Raw genomic sequence first — 18638 nt, 5'->3', positions numbered from 1 at the left:
AGATGGCTGGCCGAACCGCTTTCAGTAGGCCTGCCCGGTTCAGAACCGTTACAACGTCGAGATGCTTACGGCAGCGCGTATATGAATCTTTTCGCCCTGCCATAAAGCAACAAGAGTGGCACCGCGGGATTAACCCCCGTCTCTTACGAGACGGGGGTTTTATGTTTTTATTTAGGCCAATTATTCAGGAGGTTCACCCTAATGCTAAAAGAAATGATCGCCGCCAGTCTGGCGGAGCACTGTTCCTTATCCAGCCGGCAAGTTGCCGAGCTTCTGGAGTTCCCGCCTAACGAGCAGCTTGGAGACGTCGCTTTCCCCTGCTTTGCCTTGTCTAAAAAACAAAGCCCGGCGCATATCGCCGGACAATTGGCGGCCTCCCTGCCCGAGAGCAGCCGGTGGACAATATCCGCTGCAGGCCCCTACCTTAACTTCAAATTCAACCGCGCGGCTGTGACCGGGCAATTCGTGCAGGATGGCGGAGCGCAAATACCGGAGATTGGCGGAGGCAAGCGCGTCATTATCGACATGTCCTCCCCCAATATCGCCAAGCCGTTCGGCATCGGGCATTTGCGCTCGACGATGATCGGCAACGCGCTTTACAACCTGCTCCGCAAGGTTGGCTACGATACGGTTAACGTTAATCATCTGGGCGACTGGGGCACTCAATTCGGCAAAATGATTACGGCTTATCTGAAATGGGGAGACCACACCGACAGAGCGTCGGATCCGATTAAAGCCTACCTTGAGCTCTATGTCCGTTTCCACGAGGAAGCGAAGCTCCAGCCGGAGCTGGAGCCGGAAGCGCGGGAATGGTTCGTTAAGCTGGAGGCTGGCGATTCCGAAGCCCACCGCTATTGGAATATGTTTATCGAGGACAGTCTGGCCGCCTTCAACAAGCTGTACGACCGCCTTGGCGTTTCCTTTGACCATTACCTTGGCGAAAGCTTCTATAACGATAAAATGGATGCGGTAGTCGATCAACTGACCCGTCAAGGCTTGCTCGAAGAGAGCGACGGCGCGTTAGTCGTACGGCTGGATGAAGAAGGACTACCGCCTTGCATCATCAAAAAATCCGACGGCTCCTCCATCTATGCCACCCGCGATCTCGCCACAGCGATCTACCGGCACGATCAGATGCAAGGCGATGAGCTGCTGTACGTGGTTGGCGCGGAGCAATCCTTGCATTTCCGCCAACTATTCCTGGTGCTTGAGCGCATGGGCTTCGATTGGGCGACGGAATGCAAGCATATCCCGTTTGGCCTCATGCTGATGGACGGACAAAAAATGTCTACCCGCAGAGGCAAGGTCGTCTTCCTGGAGAATGTTCTGGATGAAGCGGCCGCTCATGCTCTGCGCATTATCGAGGAAAAGAACCCTTCGCTTGCGGGCAAAGCCGAGGTTGCGGAAGCCGTTGGCGTTGGCGCCGTCATTTTTGGCGATCTGCTCCACTCGCGGCTTCATGAAGTAAACTTCTCGCTAGAGGACGTCGTGAACTTCGAAGGCGAGACGGGGCCTTACGTGCAGTACACTTACGCAAGAACGCAAAGCCTCCTGCGCAAAGCGGGCAGCGGAGCTCCAGCAGAATCTGGCGACAACGCCGGTGCTGCCGATTACCGCTATACCGAAAGCGACCAATCCTGGCAGCTGGTCAAGGCTTTGATGCGCTATCCCGAAGCGCTCGCGCAAGCCGCGCAGCGATATGAGCCTTCCGTTGCCGCCCGTTATCTGATCGAGCTGGCCCAGACGTTTAACCGGTTCTATCACCATGAGAAGATCATTACCGGCAATACTGCCGAGCAGGCGGCAAAGCTGGCGCTTGTTCGCCAGACGGCCGAAACTCTCGAGGACGGTCTGAAGCTGCTGGGAGTCAAAGCGCTGAAGGAAATGTAAGAGCGAAAAAGGGGCAGCCGCCTATTGCGGACCTGCCCCTTCCGTTTGGATTATAACTTGCTGTACCAGCGCAACCTTCCTTGTTTTTCCAAAGTATATAGTTATAAGTTTATGCATTGGGTCATGGGACAGATCGAAAGCGGGGTGTACGCAAACTGAATTGGAGGATAGCTTGGAAAATAGCAGCAGGTGTTCTTGTCGTAATTATTCTTTTTACCGCGGTGCGGCTAATTCAGCTTTACCATAACCGCAGCTCTGCGGTTTATCAGCGAATTATTAATCAGGAAGGATACAGCCTATCCCTTGTGAAGGAAGGCGTAGCGGTGGAGTTTTTCCTGAAGCCGGAATGGATTCCGAAGGAGGTTGGCGAAACCAAGCTTAATCTTGTCGTTGAGAGAAAATTTGATTCGGACATTATTTTGGAGAAGGTTGGAAAAAGCCAAAAGCATTTTTACATCCAGCTTAATGTCGTTCCCCATCCGAACCGGAGTTCCGGGCAGCTGTTGAATATCTCGCATATTACAAATGACAGCTTTATCAATTCAAACGGACCAGAGTGGCAAATTACCGATACAACCGGGAAAGACCTGCTCGGAGGAACTTACGGAGGCGGCGAAGGTCCGGGAAATGCTATATCCGTTGATATTCCTGAAACGGAGCTCTCAAAATTCGCTCAAGGAGCTCATGTCCGCTTCTCGGGTTTTTATTTATACGGGTATGCAAAGCTAAACCAATCGAATGTTACTATTTGGCTGTCTGCCCTTTTCCCTCTCCTCGTTATTGCCTGTCTGATTATGCTTTACCGCAAACGCTCGGAACCGGAGAAAAACCTGGGCTGGAAGCTTATCGGCCATATGCTGCTCGGCGGGTTCACGTTTTCCTTAAACGGGTTGCGCCTGCCGCTGGGCTTTGTCATATACCTGTTATTTTTCCGGAAGCCAAGGCCCAATCTCTCGATCAAAGATAAGGCGGCCCTGCTTGGTCTAGCCATGTATGTTTTGCAACTGGTTGTTCCTCCTGTTCTGAGCCATTTGGATTCCATTCCCAAACAAAGCGCATGGGGTAATGTATCGATCGAACAGCTTGGATTCGATGGCGTATGGAAGATGGTGATGGCCCGGGCACCGGTGAGCAATCAGGCCAGAGTTGAGGGCTTTGAAACCGTGCTTGCCCAGAATGGAGAGGTGATCGAACTCGAATTTCAACTCTTTGATCCCGATGCCAATGGCCGCTACAACCGCATTAACGCTGTCTACCACGCCTCGGAGCAATCCGTCACGCTCAAACGCAGCTTAACGAATGAAAAGCTGCAATATTCGGGAGCCTTCCCGGCAGATGACTTCGTCAATAGAGTTCAGCAGCTTGAATTGTTGAAGCTAAAGCCTGCAGGCGGCGAACACCGTTACGTAATGCTTGAGCTGGATCCGTTACACGGGAGTTACGCGATGAAGAATGAGTCCAACTTCGGCGTGGATGAAAAAGGCGTCTACCCCATTGGAGATGAGCAGCTACCGATCACGGCAACCCGCCTGATCGTATGCGCGCCGCAGTCCTTGGATAAAATGTCCGCGTGCGAGGACGATGTAAACTATTACTTCAACATCGTGGAAGGCGGAATGCGGGAATAGTAGAGATTGAAAACGACAAACGGCTTCTGCCGGCATGAATCGTTGTCCTCGCGGACATTGGTTCACGCCTGGCAGAAGCCGTTTCATCATGTTTAAAAAGCTTAAGCTCTCATGGAAGCAGGAATAAAATCATGCTCATTCACTTGACGGTCGAACAGCTCTGCATTTTTCTCAAAGCAGCCGCAGTAGTAGTCTTTCATGCACAGCGGGCATGGAACGTTAAGCAGACGCGTTACGCCTGTCAGATGCCACTCTGGTTTGTTGCTGTAGAAAAGTCTTGCTCTGGAGCCGTCGGCAAGCGTCATAATGTACTGGAATAAACCGGATTTCAAGTCTTTGTCCGCTAAGGTTACGCTCTTAATTTGAAGTTTCGAATTCAAGATCTTCACCCTTACCTATTCGTATTCAAGCTTGTGTAATAATACCCTTTATAGCGCCTGAAGTCAATATTTGCGCCATGGGATGCGGCTCCACGCCTACTGTACAATTTTTTGTAACAGTTCGTGAATTAGGGTATAATCAAGGTTGCACATACTTACATGCACAGGAGGTGCACCGCACTGATGATCAAGCTGGGTATTCTCGACCAGTCGCATATTAACGAGGGGCAAAATGCCGCCGCCACACTGGCGGACACGACACGTCTGGCACAGGAAGCGGAAAGACAAGGATACGGCCGCTATTGGATCTCCGAGCATCATGCCGGTAAAATGCTGTCCTTCTCCAGCCCGGAAATTCTGATCGCCCATCTGGCCGCGGCTACCTCACGCATCCGCGTAGGCTCCGGCGGCATCATGCTGCCGCATTACAGCTCCTACAAGGTTGCGGAGAACTTCAAGCTGCTCGAAGCTCTTCATCCTGGCCGAATCGATGTTGGTCTCGGCCGTGCCCCTGGCGGCATGCCTACGGCGACCCGCGCGCTGCAGGAAAACAAATTTGTGGATATTAACAAGTATCCACAGCAAATTATCGATTTAATCGGTTACCTCCGCGGAAAAATGCCGGAAGGCCATCCTTTTGCCGGACTGCATGCCGCTCCCCCAATCGAGCAGGTACCCGAGGTCTGGCTGCTTGGCTCCAGCTACGAGAGCGCGCGGATTGCCGCGCAGCTTGGAACGAACTACGCTTTTGCGCAGTTTTTCGGTACGCCGGGCGGCGAGACCGCGATGCAGCATTACCATGAAAACTTCGAACCGTCCGTTCTGTACGACAAGCCGCATTCCATGATCGCCGTGCTTGCCATTTGCGCGGATACGGAGGAAGAAGCTAACGAGCTTGCTCTCAGCACGGATCTTTTCTTCCTGCTGCTGGAGAACGGCGTAGACCAGCTTAGCTTCCCTTCCGTAAAGACGGCTTATGATTATCCATACACGGAGTCCGACCTGTACCGGATTAACCGGGCTCGCGAGCGCCGGATTATAGGCACGCCGGAACAGGTACGAGCCGGCATCCTGAAGATGGCCGAGCAATACCAAGCCGACGAAGTGCTTGTCATGAGCTCGGTCCACAACTTCGAAGCCCGCGTGAAGTCGTACCGTTTGATTGCCGAGGCTTTTGGGCTGCAGGGATAAATCGCGTAAGGCGAATTGAGGCTTCGTTGGATTCCATCCAGCGTAATGCGCTCAATTCGCCTCTTTGCTTCAAAATCAGCTGATCTACTCCTCGTAGATCATTTTCCGCGTCATGCCGCCGTCGACGACGAGGTTGATTCCGGTTACGAAATCATTCTCGGGATTGGTCAAATAGAAGCAAGCACGGACGATATCATCGGGCCTGCCCACTCGTCCTGCCGGATGCTGCGAATGATCCTTCCGTCGCAGCGCCTCGTAATCGCCGTTCTCGATCCAACCGGGGCTGATCGCGTTTACCCGCACATGATCGGGTCCCAGCGAAACGGCCAGCGCATGCGTCAACGCGACGATGCCGCCTTTGGAAGCCGCATACGCCTCCGAATTCGGCTCGGACATCAATGCCCGCGTGGAAGACAGATTTACAATCGAGCCTCCGCCGCTCTCTCGCATCCGTCTGCCCGCTTCCTTTGCGCAGAGAAAAGTTCCCCGCAGGTTCGTGTTCAGCACGTAATCCCACTCGTCCAGGCTCAGGTCGTAAAGCGATTTCCACTTCCCTAAGCCCGCATTGTTGATCATCACGTCGATTCGTCCATACTGCTCGTCAATCGCAGCGAATGCGGCTTCGATCTCCTCCGGACGGCTAATATCCACCGTTAATCCAATCGCATGGCCGCCTGCTTCGACAATACGGTCCACCGTATGCTTCACGAGCTCTCCGTCACGGTCAACGGCCGCAATCCGGGCTCCTTCCACTGCGTAAGCAACGGCCAGCGCTGCGCCGATCCCTTTGCCCGCTCCCGTTATAACAACGACTTTTCCTTCAAACTTCATCCCAATTCGACTCCTTTCTTAATACAGTATCCGCCATAAATAAAAGGTCGCGTAGGATTCCCAGCCCTTCCAGCCCTCCGCCATCCGCCTGATCTCGCCGATCGTAGGCTTCGCGTCGCTGCCGGTCAACGCTTTTATCGAATTATGCAATCCCACATCCGCAATCGGAAAAGCATCCGGCAAGCGCAGACAGCGCATGAGCACATAATTAGCCGTCCACGGTCCGATGCCGCGGATCCCCGTCAGCTGCTTCTCGATTGCCGCAAAATCTCCGAGAGCAAGCAAGCTTTGCTTGCTCAAAGAGCCCTCTGCCATAAGCTTCGCTACGCCGATGAGATACTCGGATTTTTTGCTCGTCATCTGTATGGACGTCAAATCCTCCGGCTTTAACGCCGCGATTGTCCCGGGAACCGGGAACTGCCAGAACGTTCTGCCCTCTCGCTCCGCGCTTTGCCCGTAAGCCTCCACGAAGCGCCGCTTGAGCGTATAGGCAAAAGCCAGATTGATCTGCTGCCCGATAATCCCCCAGCATAACGCCTCGAACAAATCCGAGATCCCCACGCTTCGTAAGCCGCGAAAACGTCCAATCGCATGAACCAGCAGCGGATCCTTCTCCGCCATTTCGTAAAAAGGCAGCAGATCCGTATCGAAATCAAACCACTCCCGGATAAAGGCTTCGATCCCCCGCTGCCGTTCCCCGTTAACCCGTTCCTCGCCAATGACCCGCACGAGCAGCCCGCCGTTGCCGGACTGCCGGATTTCGACGGCCGCGGGCTCTTCCCCGCTCCCAAACGGAATAAGCCGGTAAACGGCATCGCCCTCCACCTGATAAAGCGGCTCGTTAGCCGATCTCCGCAAATAATTGACCGTCTCCTTATAGCTGAAAGGCTCCGGCACTTCGATATGCAGCCTCGCTGACTCCGTCATGAGCATCCTTCCCTTTTCCTCTATACTACTTACATTCTACTCCATTCATTGAACCACACCAAATCGCTCCGCCGCTTTCGTAATCTTGCGCTTTCATTCGCCGCCGCTTACGATTTGATGTCCAATCAAGGTATACTAAACCTGGAGGTGAGCGAAAATGGGAAATACGGAAGCGACCGGCATCCCGGAGGACAAATGGCTAGCGGTTGTGTCGAATGACGGCTCTTGCGATGGGCAATGGTATTATGGAGTGACAACGACGGGAATTTTTTGCCGGCCGTCCTGCAAGTCGAAGCCACCGAACCGCTCGCACGTCAGAATATTCCAGACGCCGAGGGACGCCTTATCCGAACGATTCCGCCCCTGCAAACGATGCAAGCCGATCCAGCCTCAGCTGCCGGACGAGGAATGGGAAGCGCAGGCCCGCGCTTATATCGAGGCGCATTACCGGGAGCCGCTTACCTTGTCGCATCTCGCGGACGCGCTGCATCTAAGCCCTTATCATTTGCAGCGGACATTCAAAAGACTTACGGGCTTAACGCCCGCAGCTTATATTCAGCAATTCCGTATCCGGGAAGCGATGAAGCTGCTAGCCGCAACCCCGCTGCCCGTAACCGATATTGCGGGTCAGGTCGGGTATGCGAATGCCGCCCATTTCACAACGAGATTTCAGAACGTTACCGGACTTACCCCAACCCAATACCGAGGAGCGAATCACAAGCCATGAGCAAAAATATATATTGGACCCTGCTTCAGCATGACGACTGGAACCTGCATTTGGCCGCGACCGATAACGGCCTTTGTTATGTCGGCTCGCAAGGCGCTCCCTTCGAGGAGCTGGCCGAATGGGCCGAAGCTCGCCTGCCCGGCTACGAGCTGGTCCGGCATGACGCGGAGATGGAGCGTTATACGCATGAGTTTACGAAATATTTTCAAGGGAGTCTCGACGTTTTTACGCTGCCGCTTGATCTGGTAGGCACTGATTTCCAGCAAAGAGTGTGGCAGGCCATGAGCGCGGTGCAATATGGCAGCACGGCTGCTTATTCCGATCTCGCCGAGACCATCGGACGTCCGCAGGCCGCCCGGGCGGTAGGAGCCGCCGTTGGCGCCAATCCGCTCCTGATCGTCCTGCCCTGCCACCGGATAGTTGGCAAGACGGGCTCCATGACCGGTTACCGAGGAGGCCTTCCGATGAAGACCGCGCTATTGGAATTGGAGCAGCAACGGGTCTAATCGAGAGCGCAAAACATAAATACTCCGACGCAATGAGTAAAACTTCTACTTTCTTATATGGCAAAAAAGGCTGCTCCGAGCAAACCGAATGTTTAATTCGGATTGTTCGAAGCAGCCTCTTTTTTTCGCGTCGATTACGCGTTGTAGAATTTCACGATTTCTTCAACGACCGCTTCCTGCGTGCCGTCCACCAGCGTTTGACGCTGCGGCTTGTTAAAGAGCGCCTGAATTGGCGAAGGGAACTCCTGCTCAATGCCAACAAGCTCAATCGCTTCGTTGAATTTCGCGGGATGCGCCGTCGCCAGCGAGATCGTTACCGCGCCAGCTGCCGCATGCTGATCCGATGCCGCTACGCCGCATGCGGAATGAGGATCCAGCAGATAGCCGGTTTCTTTGTTGTACGCTGCGATCGTATCCAGGCATTCCTTGCCCTGCACGCCATGCGCGGCGAACTCATCCTGCACCTTGCGGAGCGCGTCGCCGGATACGACGATTTGCCCTTCGGACTTAAAGCCGTCCATAATGGCACGGATTTGCTCCGGATTTTCGTCCAGGACATAGTAAAGGTAACGCTCGAAGTTGCTTGCCACTTGAATGTCCATCGAAGGGCTGTAAGTCGTGCGGAAATCGCCCGGCTTGTACACGCCTTCTTTGATGAAGCGCTCCAGAATGTTGTTTTCGTTCGTCGCCAGAATAAGCTTGTCAACCGGCAGACCCATACGCTTCGCCAGGTAACCCGCAAAAATATCGCCGAAGTTGCCTGTCGGCACGCTGAAGTTTACTTTTGCATCGGATTTGCCTGTTTGCTTCGCCACTTGGAAGTACGAATAGAAGTAATAGACCGTTTGCGCCATAATGCGCACGAAGTTGATCGAGTTAATCGCGCACAGATGGTTAGCCGCTTTGAACTCGAGATCCGCGAACAGGTCCTTAATAATGCGCTGGCAGTCGTCGAAGTTGCCTTCCACGGACAGGTTCAGAACGTTGTCCTCTTGAACCGTCGTCATCTGCAGCTCCTGCACTTTGCTTACTTTGCCGTTCGGATGCAGGATGCAGATCTTGATGCCTTCCTTGCCCTTGACGCCTTCGATCGCCGAAGCGCCGGTGTCGCCGGAGGTAGCGCCGAGAATGTGAATCTTCTTGTTCTGCTTGCGGGATACATACGTATATAATTGGCCCATGAACTGGAGCGCAATGTCCTTGAATGCAAAAGTAGGACCATGGAACAATTCCAGCAAATAAAGGTCATCCTTCAGCTTATGAACCGGCGTCACTTCCGGATGGCGGAACGTCGCATAGCCGTCGTATACCATTTTCTTCAGATCTTCATAAGGAATTTCATCATTCGTATAAAGCGAGAAAATTTCAAGCACCAGCTCCTGATAGCTGAGCTCCTGCCATTCTTTCAGTTTAGCCGCGGAAACAACCGGAATTTCGTAAGGCACAAGAAGGCCGCCGTCGTCCGCAAGACCCATGAGGAAAGCGTCGACAAAACCGATTTTGCCTACATTTCCGCGAGTACTGATATATTCCATCTGTAATTCCCTCCTACTATTGCCTAACCTTCCCCCTATTATAGAAAAAGACCGCCGTTACCACAAGACAATCTTGCTGGTTAATAGCGGTCATTCGAGGGATAAGAGCGTTTATTTCGCCGTCTTCTTGATCAGGCCGATCAGCTGGGACAAAGCGTCCTTGCGATCGTTTTTCTCCATGTTGTCGATGTATTTATCCCGGTTTGCATAGAGGTCGGTAACGTGGCTCAGGAGCGTCTCCGGCGTCATGTCCTCCTCGTAAAGCACCTCGCAGAAGCCTGCCGACTGGAACGAACGCGCGTTAAGAATCTGGTCGCCGCGGCTCGCTTCCTTCGTCAGGGGAATAAGCAGCATCGGCTTGCGCAGGTACAGGAACTCGAAAATCGAGTTCGAGCCGGCGCGCGAAATGATGGCATCCGACATCGCCAGAAGATCCGGCAGCTCCTCGTTTACGTACTCGAACTGTTTGTACTGAGGAGACTGCAGGGAGGCCTCTACCTGACCTTTGCCGCACAGGTGAATGATCTGGAACTTTTCCGTCAGCTTGCCAAGCGATGCGCGTACAGCCTGGTTAATCTTGCGGGCGCCAAGGCTGCCGCCCATGATAAGCAGCACCGGCTTGCTCGAGATAAAGCCCGCGAACTTGCGGCCGCGCGCGGCGTCGCCAGCTTTGAGCTGGTCGCGGATGACCGCTCCCACGTAATGCGATTTGCCGGCCGGCAAATGCTGCTGCGTCTCCGGGAAGGTCGTGCAGACCCCGGCCGCGAAAGGAATCGCGATCTTGTTCGCCAGCCCCGGCGTCAAGTCCGATTCGTGAATGAGCACCGGCACCTTGTTCAGCCGCGCGCCAATCACGACCGGAACGGATACGAAGCCGCCCTTCGAGAACAGCACGTCAGGCTTCTGCTTCTTGATAATGCGGTAAGCCTGGAAGGCGCCTTTGATGACCTTGAACGGGTCCTTGACGTTCTGCCAGTCCAGATAACGGCGCAGCTTGCCCGTTGCGATGCCGTGATAGCGGACATGCTGAAGAGGCTCGATCAGCTGTCTCTCAATACCCGCCTCCGAGCCTATGTAGTCCACCGACCAGCCTTCTTGTATAAAATGGGGGATCAACGCCAGGTTTACCGTCACGTGCCCTGCCGATCCACCGCCTGTAAACATGATTTTACGCAAAACGCTCACTCCTAAAAAGAATTATCACCCAAACGACCTCCTATGGTCGATTGTGATGATTCTTGCCTCGAAAGCATAATCTTAAGAATTATCACCCGGACTGGTTCATATAAAGGCCAGTCGTGATGATTCTTGCTTCGAAAGCATAACCCTAAAAAGAATTATCACCCAATCGACCTCCTATGGTCGATTGTGATGATTCTTCTTCGCAAGCATAATCCTAAGAATTATCACCCGACCGGCCTAACCACCTTAAGCCGCTCACTTATCCCGTCTATTGTAAGCCAGCAGGCTTGTTGATTTCCAGTATCAAGCGAAAACTTTCCACAGGACGGCAGACTTGAGGAGCGCGCAGGATCCCGGCTGTCAGCCTTCCTCAGCATTTGGAGTTTACAGAGACAGTAACGGTTTGGCTCCGAGCGCCGAAGGATGATATAGGCGGATAAATAATAAGAGGGTAGCTTAGCGGTGAGGCCGGCCAACGAAGCCGCAACGAACAAAAGCCGCGCCCAGTCCGAGCATAAGCTCGGACTGGGCGCGGCTTCAACCATCTAATTCTCGGGTTTGCCTTCAATCGCCTTAAGCGGACCTGACGGCTGACCGGCCGGCATATCTTCTTCGACGAAGCGCTTGAGCGCTTGCAGCTTGTTCTCCCAAAACCGCTCGTAGTAGCTGAGCCAGCGTTTCAGCTCGAGCAGAGGCTCCGGCTCCAGCCGGTAACGCGTCTCGCGCCCGACTTTGCGCTCCTTCACAAGCCCTGCTTCCGCCAGCACGCGCAGGTGCTTCGATACGGCTGTCCGGCTCATGGAATAATGAGCGCTGATGACGTTGACCGGCATTTCCTGATCGACTAACAACTGCAGCAGACTTCGGCGAGTCGGATCGGCGATCGCCTGGAAGACGTCATGTTTGGGCTCGGAAGCAAGATTATTGTCCTTCGACATAGCTTGCAAACTTCTTCACGATGCCAACCCAACCGCCGGCCATATGCTCGCGTACTTGCGTATGAGGTTGGTTGAACTCGGTAACCTTGTCCGCGTCCCAGCCGCCGTGGATCAGCGTAAATTCCGTCTTCCCGGCTTCCAGCTCCTTCAGTTCAAAGGTCAGCGTCCAGTCCTTGCCCCAGTTGAAGGTCAAACGGTTCGGAGGGTCGACCTCCGTTACTTTGCAAGGGGATTGGCCGAACTGGCCGGCTTCCAAATGGAACTCGCAGCCAACCTCCGGCTTAAAGCTTTCGCTTGGAGCCATAAACCAGGCGGAGACTCCTTCTCTTGTGGATACCGCATTCCAAACCTTTTCAATAGGCGCATTGACTTGAACCGACTGACGTACGTCGGGCAATGTGTTCACTCCGTTACTCATGATCCATACCTCCGTTATTTTCTAACAAGCATATTTTTATCACCAATTAGGAAACCATTTGGTTTCGCTTTTTATTATAGGAAACCAAATGGTTTCCTGTCAACATCCTTATTTCGCCAATAGCAGCAACCGGTCATCCTTATCAGATGGTGTCCCTCTTCCATCCGTATTATTCGTTATGACGTAGATATCGCCGTTATGAACGCGCACGTCCCGCAGCCTGCCTTCGTTCTCAAGCACGGTGGACATCTTTTTCGTCAGCGTGTTGTACCTTAGAAGCTTCTCCCCCCGAAGGGTGGCCACCAGCAGATTATTGCCTGCTTCCATCGCTATGCCAGAAGGAGCAATCGTATCCTCGCCCGTATGGTAGATGGGATCAATCATGCCCTCCCGGTGCTGCCCCCCAATGACAACCGGCCAACCGTAATTGCCGCCGGGTACGATACTGTTAATCTCGTCATGCCCGCCGGGATTGCCCGAAGGCCCGTGCTCCGCGACAAACAGCATGCCCGAGCTGCTCCAGGCAAGCCCTTGCGGATTCCGGTGCCCGTAAGAATACACATAGGAATCGGGAAAAGGATTCCCCGGCGGGATCGTGCCGTCCAGCTTCATCCGGAGGATTTTGCCGGCCAGACTGTTCTTATCCTGCGCCAGCTCCTCCCGACCGGCGTCTCCGGTCGTCACGTACAGCAATCCGTCCGGCCCAATCGCCATCCGGCCGCCGTCATGATTAAACGATCCCGGAATGCCTTCGAGCAAAGCCTTGGACTCTACCCAGGCATTCTCCTCCAGCTTCAGCACAATGACACGATTTAGAATCTGTCCGTTCTCCTCATACGTATGATAGGCAAAAGCCTCCTTCGACGTCCGAAAATCCGGAGCAAGCACAAAGCCGAGAAATCCGCCTTCTCCTTGAGCATGCACGTTTTTATTGAATTGAACCGGCATTCTAGTCGACTTGCCCTCGGCAACCCGCACGACATTGCCATCCCTCTCGCTGATATAGATCACATTGCCGTCAAATGCGATCACCCAAGGTGCTTGCAGCTTCTCGGCCATAACCTTATAGGGAGCCTGCTCCCCCGACACCTGCGTGCCGCCTGTTTTTACCGATGATTTGCCGCCTTCGCAGGAGGCCGCCAAAAGCGCTGCCACCGTAATAACAACGGCTGTTAAAATCCTTTTCTTCATCCCCATCTCTCCTCATCCCATAAGCTACAGAGGCTGACTGAGCACGATGCATCTAATCTTATTGTGGTCAAAATAAAGATGGAATTTCAAATAGTCGCCAATTTTGTAGCTCCACTTGGAATCCAGCTGCAAATTCGGCTTGCCAAGCTTCTGCACAACCTCTTCCTTCGACATGCCAACGGCCAGACCGTCCGGTGTGGCATAATTGCCGTCCGTAAACACGATGCTCCGATTCAGCTGCATAACACCGTCGCTATATTCGGTTACATTGCCAACGGCCTGAAGGGCATCATCGTAATAATGTCCGAGAAGAATTGGCTGAACGCTGCTTCTAAGCAACAGCAGCTGCTCCCATTCGTTATAGGATTTGCCGGCTACCGTCAGCCTTTTCCCGTCATAAGAGAAGCTTTCGTCGATCCCGCCTTCGCGGGTCTCCATCTCGAGCCGGGCCTGCTCGAACATCCGGTCAAGCTGCGCCAGCTTCGAATCCGGCTGAAGAATGCCATGCATCAGCAGCATCACTTGATCGTCCGCATAATAACCGCGGCCTCCTAAATGATACTCGTTTGTGTCCACGTCATACGGGATTCTGTACACGGAATCCGCCGTTTCGAAACGGATCAAGCTCTCCGTGCTTAACGGCTTATCATCCGTACCTGCCTTCGTCATCTCAAGCATGTTCAGATTTTGCAGGATAACATACATACGGTCTTGCGGAACCTGCGTTTCCTTCACCCAAATTTTTTTAACCTCTTCGGTCGAGAACGGGAGAGCATCCTTCAAATAACCGTCCTGCCTGGACGGGATAACGAAAAATTGCCCCTTTGGAATTGGAGTAGCACTTGGCGAAGCCTCAGGCGATGCCACCGCCCCCTTCCCCCCGCCGCCTCCGGGCGCTCCAACGTTCTCCCGGAACGCAACTGCAACAATCACGGCTACAACGATAAAAAACAAGGCCGCCCAAGAGAATCGAATCATCCAGCGGCTTCTCCTCTTCTCCCCATGACCAAGCGTTTCCGTCTGGTGCACGATTGCTTCCTTCTTCTCTCTCGTAAAATTCGGCTGGACATGCGGTCCCCTCTGCAATTCACGATACCATTCCGGCTGCTTCTCATTCATACGCCGCACTCCCCTTCCAGCTGCCGTTCATTCGCTTGCGCGCCCGCGACAGCCTGGTTTTGACCGTCCCCTCCGGCAGCCCAAGCGCATCGGCGATTTCCTTTGTCGTAAGCTCGTATTTCGCATGGAGGACAAGCACCTCCCGCAGCTTAACGGGCAGCTTCAGGACGGCATTCCACAGCTCGGACGTGAGCGCCAGCTTCATAGCCTCCTGCTCCGCGGACGGACTTTCCCCGTCATGGGCAGCGCTTCTCCCGACAAGCAGCACCCGGCGCATAAACGCCGTTCTTTTATAATTAATAGCCGTATTCCTTGTCATCGCGAGCAGCCAAGTCCGGATGGAGGAGGCTCCGCGGAACGAGCCGATTGTCTGATAGACCTTCAGAAACACGTCCTGGGCGACGTCGTCCGCCAGATCATGCCTTCGCGTGATGACAAAAGCCAGATTCCATACATCCTGGCCGTACGCGTCCATCAGCTCTCTTAGTCCGGAGGCATCCATGCGCTCTACATAACGCCAATAGCTATTTTCCACATTTTTCACCTCTCACCCATTAGACAATGCAAGCAGAGGATTAGTTTCATTCCGCGCCAAAAAAACAAACAGACCCGGTCCAGCCAGCTTCAAGGCCTTTCCGGGTCTATTTTTGTCTGCCTGATCACAAGCTCCGCGAGCAAAAGCAGCAGCACAATCGTGCTGTAAATGGCGATCGTATAACTTAACGTATAATCCATTCCGGCCCCATTGTGCAAAGCCGCCGTAATCAGGTGGGTGAACAAATTGGTGAATACGAAAACATAGCTTCGAATCATCCATTTGCGGTGCTCCGCGACCTTTCCTTTTCGGATTTGCACAACGGCAATCACCGTGATAACAAGCCAGATCATATTGATAAAATTAAACGCAATGCTGTTCACTCTTCCGCCCGTAGAGGATGGAGCCATGTAACCGGAGGTCAGATCAACGACTGCCACCGCCAGCACGTAAATATAGCCGAGCACTCGATGCAGCTTGGCGCTGCGCTTTCTGATCCGTCCGGAAAAGTTAATAAGTCCGGCAATCATGGCCGCGCAAGCCGCCACAATATGCACATCCATAATGGTCAGCCACAGCGACACATGCTTCAAGCCGGTCTTATGACGCAGGAAGCGGCTCGCTTCGGGGTCGTAAATGAAATTCGCGTAGGTCGTATATCCGATAAACCCCATAGACACGGCAATCGTAAGGATATACAGCATTTTTCGATTTTTCAAGGGACTTCCTCTTTCATGCTTTCTCTTCCTAGCCAGAGTGGTTAAAAAAGATCCAGCTGCTCGTATTGCGGCGGTTCCTCGCGCGGCTCCAGCGGGTCCCGGCCGTCCGGCCTTAATTGTCCGAGCAGCGCCATCATCTGCTTCGCGTTATCCGCCGCATCTCCGCCGGAGTTATTGTTAAAAATCACGCAAATATGCTCGCTTTGCTCTTGCAGCTGCCGAAGGTATTCCGCCCATTGCCGCAGCTCGTCCGAATTGTAACGGTACAAATAGCGGACATCCCGCCAGTTCGGCGCCCCGCCCTGGTTCCAGCCGCTGGCGTTACGGCCGTGGAACCGGACAACCGTCATCGCGGCATCCGTTGCTTCAAGCACGGTCGGTATCGATCCTAGACCCGCCTGCGGCTCGTCGCATACGCTATGCATCCAGCCCTCCCGGCGCATGAAATCCAGCGTACGCTCCCGGTATTCCTCGGTGAACCAGCTTTGATGACGGAACTCGAGGGCGACGGGGATTCCTTCCATCCGGCGCTTCGTTTCCCGCAGGATACCCACGTTGTCCCGGGTACAATCGAACCACGGGGGGTATTGAAACAGAGCCGCTCTGAGGCGCCCCGCTTCCATCACCGGCCTAATCGATTCGCGAAAGGCCGCGAACGTGCTGTCGGGATCATTCGCGGCAGCCGCTGCCGCCGGACCACGCTGATGTCCGGTCATCCCCTGATAAGCTTTCACGATAAAATGAAGAGACTCCGGCGTCTCCTCCGTCCACTTGGCGAACCTCTCCGGAGGCTGAATCGCGTAAAAGCTGCTGTCCACCTCGACCAGCGGGAAATGCTTCGCGTATTCCTTCAGCCGGTCCTTTGCTTTGACGCTTGTGCCGTACAACGCGTCCTGGTCTCCCCAGCCGGCTAGCCCGATATGGATAGGCATACAATCACCAACTCTCCAACTAAACTATGTTTCTCCAACCTATCATACCTGCTCCGTATTCTGCAAATAACGGCTGCTGTAGACGCAAAAAGAGGCTATTCCGGCGAACTAGTCGGAGAGGACTGATTAACCGGAATAACCTGTTTACTAGTGTGTATAGATAGTGCCTGCTCATCGGCGGTCAAGCCTCTATTGTACGATTTGCCGTATATTGCTGCATGTTGGCCCGACGGCCTGGCATATCCTGCACGATGTGCAGGATATGCCGCCCGCAAAGGCGTAAATGAACCCACAAGAGATGAATATACTGCATTCTGGGCATCATACGGTGCACCGGAGCGCTATATCGGGCGCATATGCTGCATTCCATGCAGCTGCATTGATTGTTGGAATACCTGTATGCTAGGGTGCCGGGAGGCTTCCTGTACACCGGCCGCCAATTCCCCATTGCACGTTTTGCAGTTTATTGCCTCGTTTTCGCCCAACGACCCGGGATATCCTGCACGAAGTGCAGGATATCCCGGGTCGCAACGGCTAAATGAAGTCACTAGAGACGAATATACTGCATTCCATGCAACATAATTCGTACTGTAGCGCCATATCAGGCGCATATGCTGCATTCGGGGCAGTATACGGCACTCAGAGCTTACACTGGTCTGCATTCCATGCCATGCAGCACGTAGTCCTCCAGAGCACCGTATCTGACAAATGCGCAATATCCTTATCACCCTAGCAGCCACGAAAAGCGGCAGGCTGGCATATTGCCAGCCTGCCGCTCGAGAGACAGTCTAAAGCTCACACTCTACATTGCTGTCCGCATCCAGCGGCCGATACGCTCCAGAGCCTCCGATAGATTCGAAGTCGAAGACGCATACGAGCAGCGGATAAAGCCCTCGCCGCCCCGGCCGAATACGGAGCCGGGCACAGCCGCCACCTTAGCTTCCTGCAGCAGCCGCGTAGCGAACTGCTCCGAGCTGAGACCGGTCGCAGCGATGGATGGGAAAGCGTAAAACGCTCCTTGCGGATCCCGGCAAGCGAGGCCTAGCTCGCTTAAGCCTTTGACGAACATCCGCCGCCGCTGATTAAACGCCTCGACCATCTCGTCTTTATCCTCCATGCAGCTGCGCAGGCATTCGATCGCAGCCACTTGGCCAACAATCGGCGCGCAGAGGGCGGTATACTGATGGATCTTGGTCATCGCCGCAATCAGCTCCTGACCGCCGCATGCGTAGCCAACCCGCATGCCCGTCATCGCAAAAGCCTTGGAAAAACCGCTGATGACCACCGTCCGCTCCTTCATTCCCGGCAGGGAGGCGAAGCTGATATGCTTGCCTTCGTAAGTCAGCTCCGCATAGATCTCGTCGGACAATACGATAAGGTTATGCTCTTCCACAAGCTTGGTAATCGGCAGCCAGTCCTCGTAGGTCATGACCGCCCCGGTCGGATTGCTTGGAAAGTTGACGAAGAGCACCTTGGAACGGGGGGTTATCGCCTGCCTGAGCGCATCTGCCGTCAGCTTGAACGACTGGGCCGCCGTCATTTCCAGCTCAACCGGCACCCCTCCGTTCAGCTTGCAGATCGGCGCGTAAGCAATGTAACCGGGAACCGGAATAATCATTTCATCGCCGGCCTCAAGTAGCGCCCGCATCGCGAGGTCAATCGCTTCGCTGCCGCCTACCGTAACCAGCACTTCCGTGGCAGGCTCGTAGCCGACTCCAAAGCTTTTGTCCAGATACGCCGCAATTTCCTCGCGAAGCTCCATAAGACCTTCGTTAGGCGTATACATCGTCCTGCCCCGCTCGAGCGCCCGGATGCAGGCCTCTCTGGCCGCCTTAGGCGTTGCGAAGTCGGGTTCCCCGACCCCTAGCGATATGATTTCCTTGTTTCCCTCAGCCGCGTTAAAAAACTTGCGAATGCCCGATGGCGGCAAATCGCGGACTAGCGGCGTCACCCATGTGCTCGTCGTCAACATGGTTAATCCTCTCCCCG

18 protein-coding genes and 1 other annotated feature (1 of these 19 only partly in view) are annotated in these 18638 nt (G+C 54.1%); of the genes, 5 read left to right on the top strand and 13 right to left on the bottom strand.

Annotation, left to right across the window (positions count from 1 at the left end; translation table 11 throughout):
- Positions 1–147: a binding site (T-box leader), on the top strand; it begins 100 nt to the left of the window's first position.
- 54 nt (positions 148–201) lie between these two features.
- Both argS and FHT67_RS20560 read left to right on the top strand, forming a co-directional pair.
- The gene (argS, locus tag FHT67_RS20565; protein WP_167201110.1) at positions 202–1890 is read left to right on the top strand and encodes an arginine--tRNA ligase; all 1689 of its coding nucleotides are present in this window, start codon (positions 202–204) and stop codon (positions 1888–1890) included.
- 221 nt (positions 1891–2111) lie between these two features.
- Complete coding sequence (locus FHT67_RS20560) at positions 2112–3518, top strand: hypothetical protein (protein ID WP_208403399.1); 1407 nt, start codon at positions 2112–2114, stop codon at positions 3516–3518.
- 101 nt (positions 3519–3619) lie between these two features.
- Here FHT67_RS20560 and FHT67_RS20555 read toward each other — a convergent pair whose 3' ends face one another.
- The gene (locus FHT67_RS20555) at positions 3620–3898 is read right to left on the bottom strand and encodes a hypothetical protein (RefSeq protein WP_041613660.1); all 279 of its coding nucleotides are present in this window, start codon (positions 3896–3898) and stop codon (positions 3620–3622) included.
- A gap of 183 nt (positions 3899–4081) precedes the next feature.
- Here FHT67_RS20555 and FHT67_RS20550 point away from each other — a divergent pair, with 183 nt between their 5' ends.
- Positions 4082–5089, top strand: coding sequence for an LLM class flavin-dependent oxidoreductase (locus FHT67_RS20550; protein WP_167201106.1), 1008 nt, complete (start codon positions 4082–4084; stop codon positions 5087–5089).
- Between the two features lie 84 nt (positions 5090–5173).
- Here FHT67_RS20550 and FHT67_RS20545 read toward each other — a convergent pair whose 3' ends face one another.
- Positions 5174–5920, bottom strand: coding sequence for an SDR family NAD(P)-dependent oxidoreductase (locus tag FHT67_RS20545; RefSeq protein ID WP_132310856.1), 747 nt, complete (start codon positions 5918–5920; stop codon positions 5174–5176).
- A gap of 18 nt (positions 5921–5938) precedes the next feature.
- Positions 5939–6847 carry a DNA-3-methyladenine glycosylase family protein gene (locus FHT67_RS20540; protein WP_167201104.1) on the bottom strand — a complete coding sequence of 303 codons (909 nt, stop codon included), beginning with the start codon at positions 6845–6847 and terminating at the stop codon, positions 5939–5941.
- A 157-nt stretch (positions 6848–7004) separates the two neighbouring features.
- Between FHT67_RS20540 and FHT67_RS20535 the strand changes: the two genes are divergently transcribed.
- Entirely contained in the window at positions 7005–7574 is a 570-nt protein-coding gene (locus tag FHT67_RS20535) for a bifunctional transcriptional activator/DNA repair enzyme AdaA (protein WP_167201102.1), read from the top strand.
- Positions 7571–8080: a methylated-DNA--[protein]-cysteine S-methyltransferase gene (locus FHT67_RS20530; protein ID WP_132310862.1), complete on the top strand. Its 510-nt coding sequence runs from the start codon at positions 7571–7573 to the stop codon at positions 8078–8080. The genes FHT67_RS20535 and FHT67_RS20530 overlap by 4 nt, the downstream gene beginning before the upstream one ends.
- 134 nt (positions 8081–8214) lie before the next feature.
- On the opposite strand, the gene thrC is transcribed toward FHT67_RS20530, so the two are convergent.
- The 10 genes from thrC to FHT67_RS20480 form a co-directional block, all read right to left on the bottom strand.
- Positions 8215–9615: a threonine synthase gene (thrC, locus tag FHT67_RS20525; RefSeq protein WP_167201100.1), complete on the bottom strand. Its 1401-nt coding sequence runs from the start codon at positions 9613–9615 to the stop codon at positions 8215–8217.
- Positions 9616–9726: 111 nt separating this feature from the next.
- Positions 9727–10779 (bottom strand): undecaprenyldiphospho-muramoylpentapeptide beta-N-acetylglucosaminyltransferase, encoded by a 1053-nt coding sequence (locus FHT67_RS20520; RefSeq protein WP_132310965.1) that lies wholly within the window; start codon positions 10777–10779, stop codon positions 9727–9729.
- 563 nt (positions 10780–11342) lie between these two features.
- Positions 11343–11735 (bottom strand): ArsR/SmtB family transcription factor, encoded by a 393-nt coding sequence (locus FHT67_RS20515; RefSeq protein WP_132310866.1) that lies wholly within the window; start codon positions 11733–11735, stop codon positions 11343–11345.
- Entirely contained in the window at positions 11719–12153 is a 435-nt protein-coding gene (locus FHT67_RS20510; protein ID WP_132310868.1) for an SRPBCC family protein, read from the bottom strand. The genes FHT67_RS20515 and FHT67_RS20510 overlap by 17 nt, the downstream gene beginning before the upstream one ends.
- A 108-nt stretch (positions 12154–12261) precedes the next feature.
- Positions 12262–13344, bottom strand: coding sequence for a PQQ-dependent sugar dehydrogenase (locus tag FHT67_RS20505; protein ID WP_167201098.1), 1083 nt, complete (start codon positions 13342–13344; stop codon positions 12262–12264).
- A gap of 24 nt (positions 13345–13368) precedes the next feature.
- Positions 13369–14463, bottom strand: a complete 1095-nt coding sequence (locus FHT67_RS20500; protein WP_167201096.1) for a hypothetical protein — start codon at positions 14461–14463, stop codon at positions 13369–13371.
- On the bottom strand, positions 14456–14998 hold the full coding sequence (locus FHT67_RS20495; protein WP_132310874.1) for an RNA polymerase sigma factor: 543 nt from the start codon (positions 14996–14998) through the stop codon (positions 14456–14458). The genes FHT67_RS20500 and FHT67_RS20495 overlap by 8 nt, the downstream gene beginning before the upstream one ends.
- Positions 14999–15087: 89 nt before the next feature.
- The gene (locus FHT67_RS20490) at positions 15088–15717 is read right to left on the bottom strand and encodes a DUF2306 domain-containing protein (RefSeq protein ID WP_167201094.1); all 630 of its coding nucleotides are present in this window, start codon (positions 15715–15717) and stop codon (positions 15088–15090) included.
- Between the two features lie 41 nt (positions 15718–15758).
- Entirely contained in the window at positions 15759–16649 is an 891-nt protein-coding gene (locus FHT67_RS20485; protein WP_167201092.1) for a DUF72 domain-containing protein, read from the bottom strand.
- Between the two features lie 802 nt (positions 16650–17451).
- Positions 17452–18621, bottom strand: coding sequence for an aminotransferase class I/II-fold pyridoxal phosphate-dependent enzyme (locus tag FHT67_RS20480; protein ID WP_167201090.1), 1170 nt, complete (start codon positions 18619–18621; stop codon positions 17452–17454).
- Positions 18622–18638 lie beyond the last annotated feature (17 nt).

It is taken from the genome of Paenibacillus sp. BK720, assembly GCF_011761545.1.
Lineage (GTDB): Bacteria > Bacillota > Bacilli > Paenibacillales > Paenibacillaceae > Pristimantibacillus.
Note: the sequence above shows the minus strand (reverse complement) of the source record. Positions and strands in the feature narration are given on the sequence as shown.

What these genes read in the sequence shown, in the direction of transcription:
- argS (WP_167201110.1), top strand. Translation starts at nt 202, where the DNA reads ATGCTAAAAGAAATGATCGCCGCCAGTCTGGCGGAGCACTGTTCCTTA.
- FHT67_RS20550 (WP_167201106.1), top strand. Translation starts at nt 4,082, where the DNA reads ATGATCAAGCTGGGTATTCTCGACCAGTCGCATATTAACGAGGGGCAA.
- FHT67_RS20545 (WP_132310856.1), bottom strand. Translation starts at nt 5,920, where the DNA reads ATGAAGTTTGAAGGAAAAGTCGTTGTTATAACGGGAGCGGGCAAAGGG.
- FHT67_RS20540 (WP_167201104.1), bottom strand. Translation starts at nt 6,847, where the DNA reads ATGACGGAGTCAGCGAGGCTGCATATCGAAGTGCCGGAGCCTTTCAGC.
- FHT67_RS20535 (WP_167201102.1), top strand. Translation starts at nt 7,005, where the DNA reads ATGGGAAATACGGAAGCGACCGGCATCCCGGAGGACAAATGGCTAGCG.
- FHT67_RS20530 (WP_132310862.1), top strand. Translation starts at nt 7,571, where the DNA reads ATGAGCAAAAATATATATTGGACCCTGCTTCAGCATGACGACTGGAAC.
- thrC (WP_167201100.1), bottom strand. Translation starts at nt 9,615, where the DNA reads ATGGAATATATCAGTACTCGCGGAAATGTAGGCAAAATCGGTTTTGTC.
- FHT67_RS20520 (WP_132310965.1), bottom strand. Translation starts at nt 10,779, where the DNA reads ATGTTTACAGGCGGTGGATCGGCAGGGCACGTGACGGTAAACCTGGCG.
- FHT67_RS20515 (WP_132310866.1), bottom strand. Translation starts at nt 11,735, where the DNA reads ATGTCGAAGGACAATAATCTTGCTTCCGAGCCCAAACATGACGTCTTC.
- FHT67_RS20510 (WP_132310868.1), bottom strand. Translation starts at nt 12,153, where the DNA reads ATGAGTAACGGAGTGAACACATTGCCCGACGTACGTCAGTCGGTTCAA.
- FHT67_RS20505 (WP_167201098.1), bottom strand. Translation starts at nt 13,344, where the DNA reads ATGAAGAAAAGGATTTTAACAGCCGTTGTTATTACGGTGGCAGCGCTT.
- FHT67_RS20500 (WP_167201096.1), bottom strand. Translation starts at nt 14,463, where the DNA reads ATGAATGAGAAGCAGCCGGAATGGTATCGTGAATTGCAGAGGGGACCG.
- FHT67_RS20485 (WP_167201092.1), bottom strand. Translation starts at nt 16,649, where the DNA reads ATGCCTATCCATATCGGGCTAGCCGGCTGGGGAGACCAGGACGCGTTG.
- FHT67_RS20480 (WP_167201090.1), bottom strand. Translation starts at nt 18,621, where the DNA reads ATGTTGACGACGAGCACATGGGTGACGCCGCTAGTCCGCGATTTGCCG.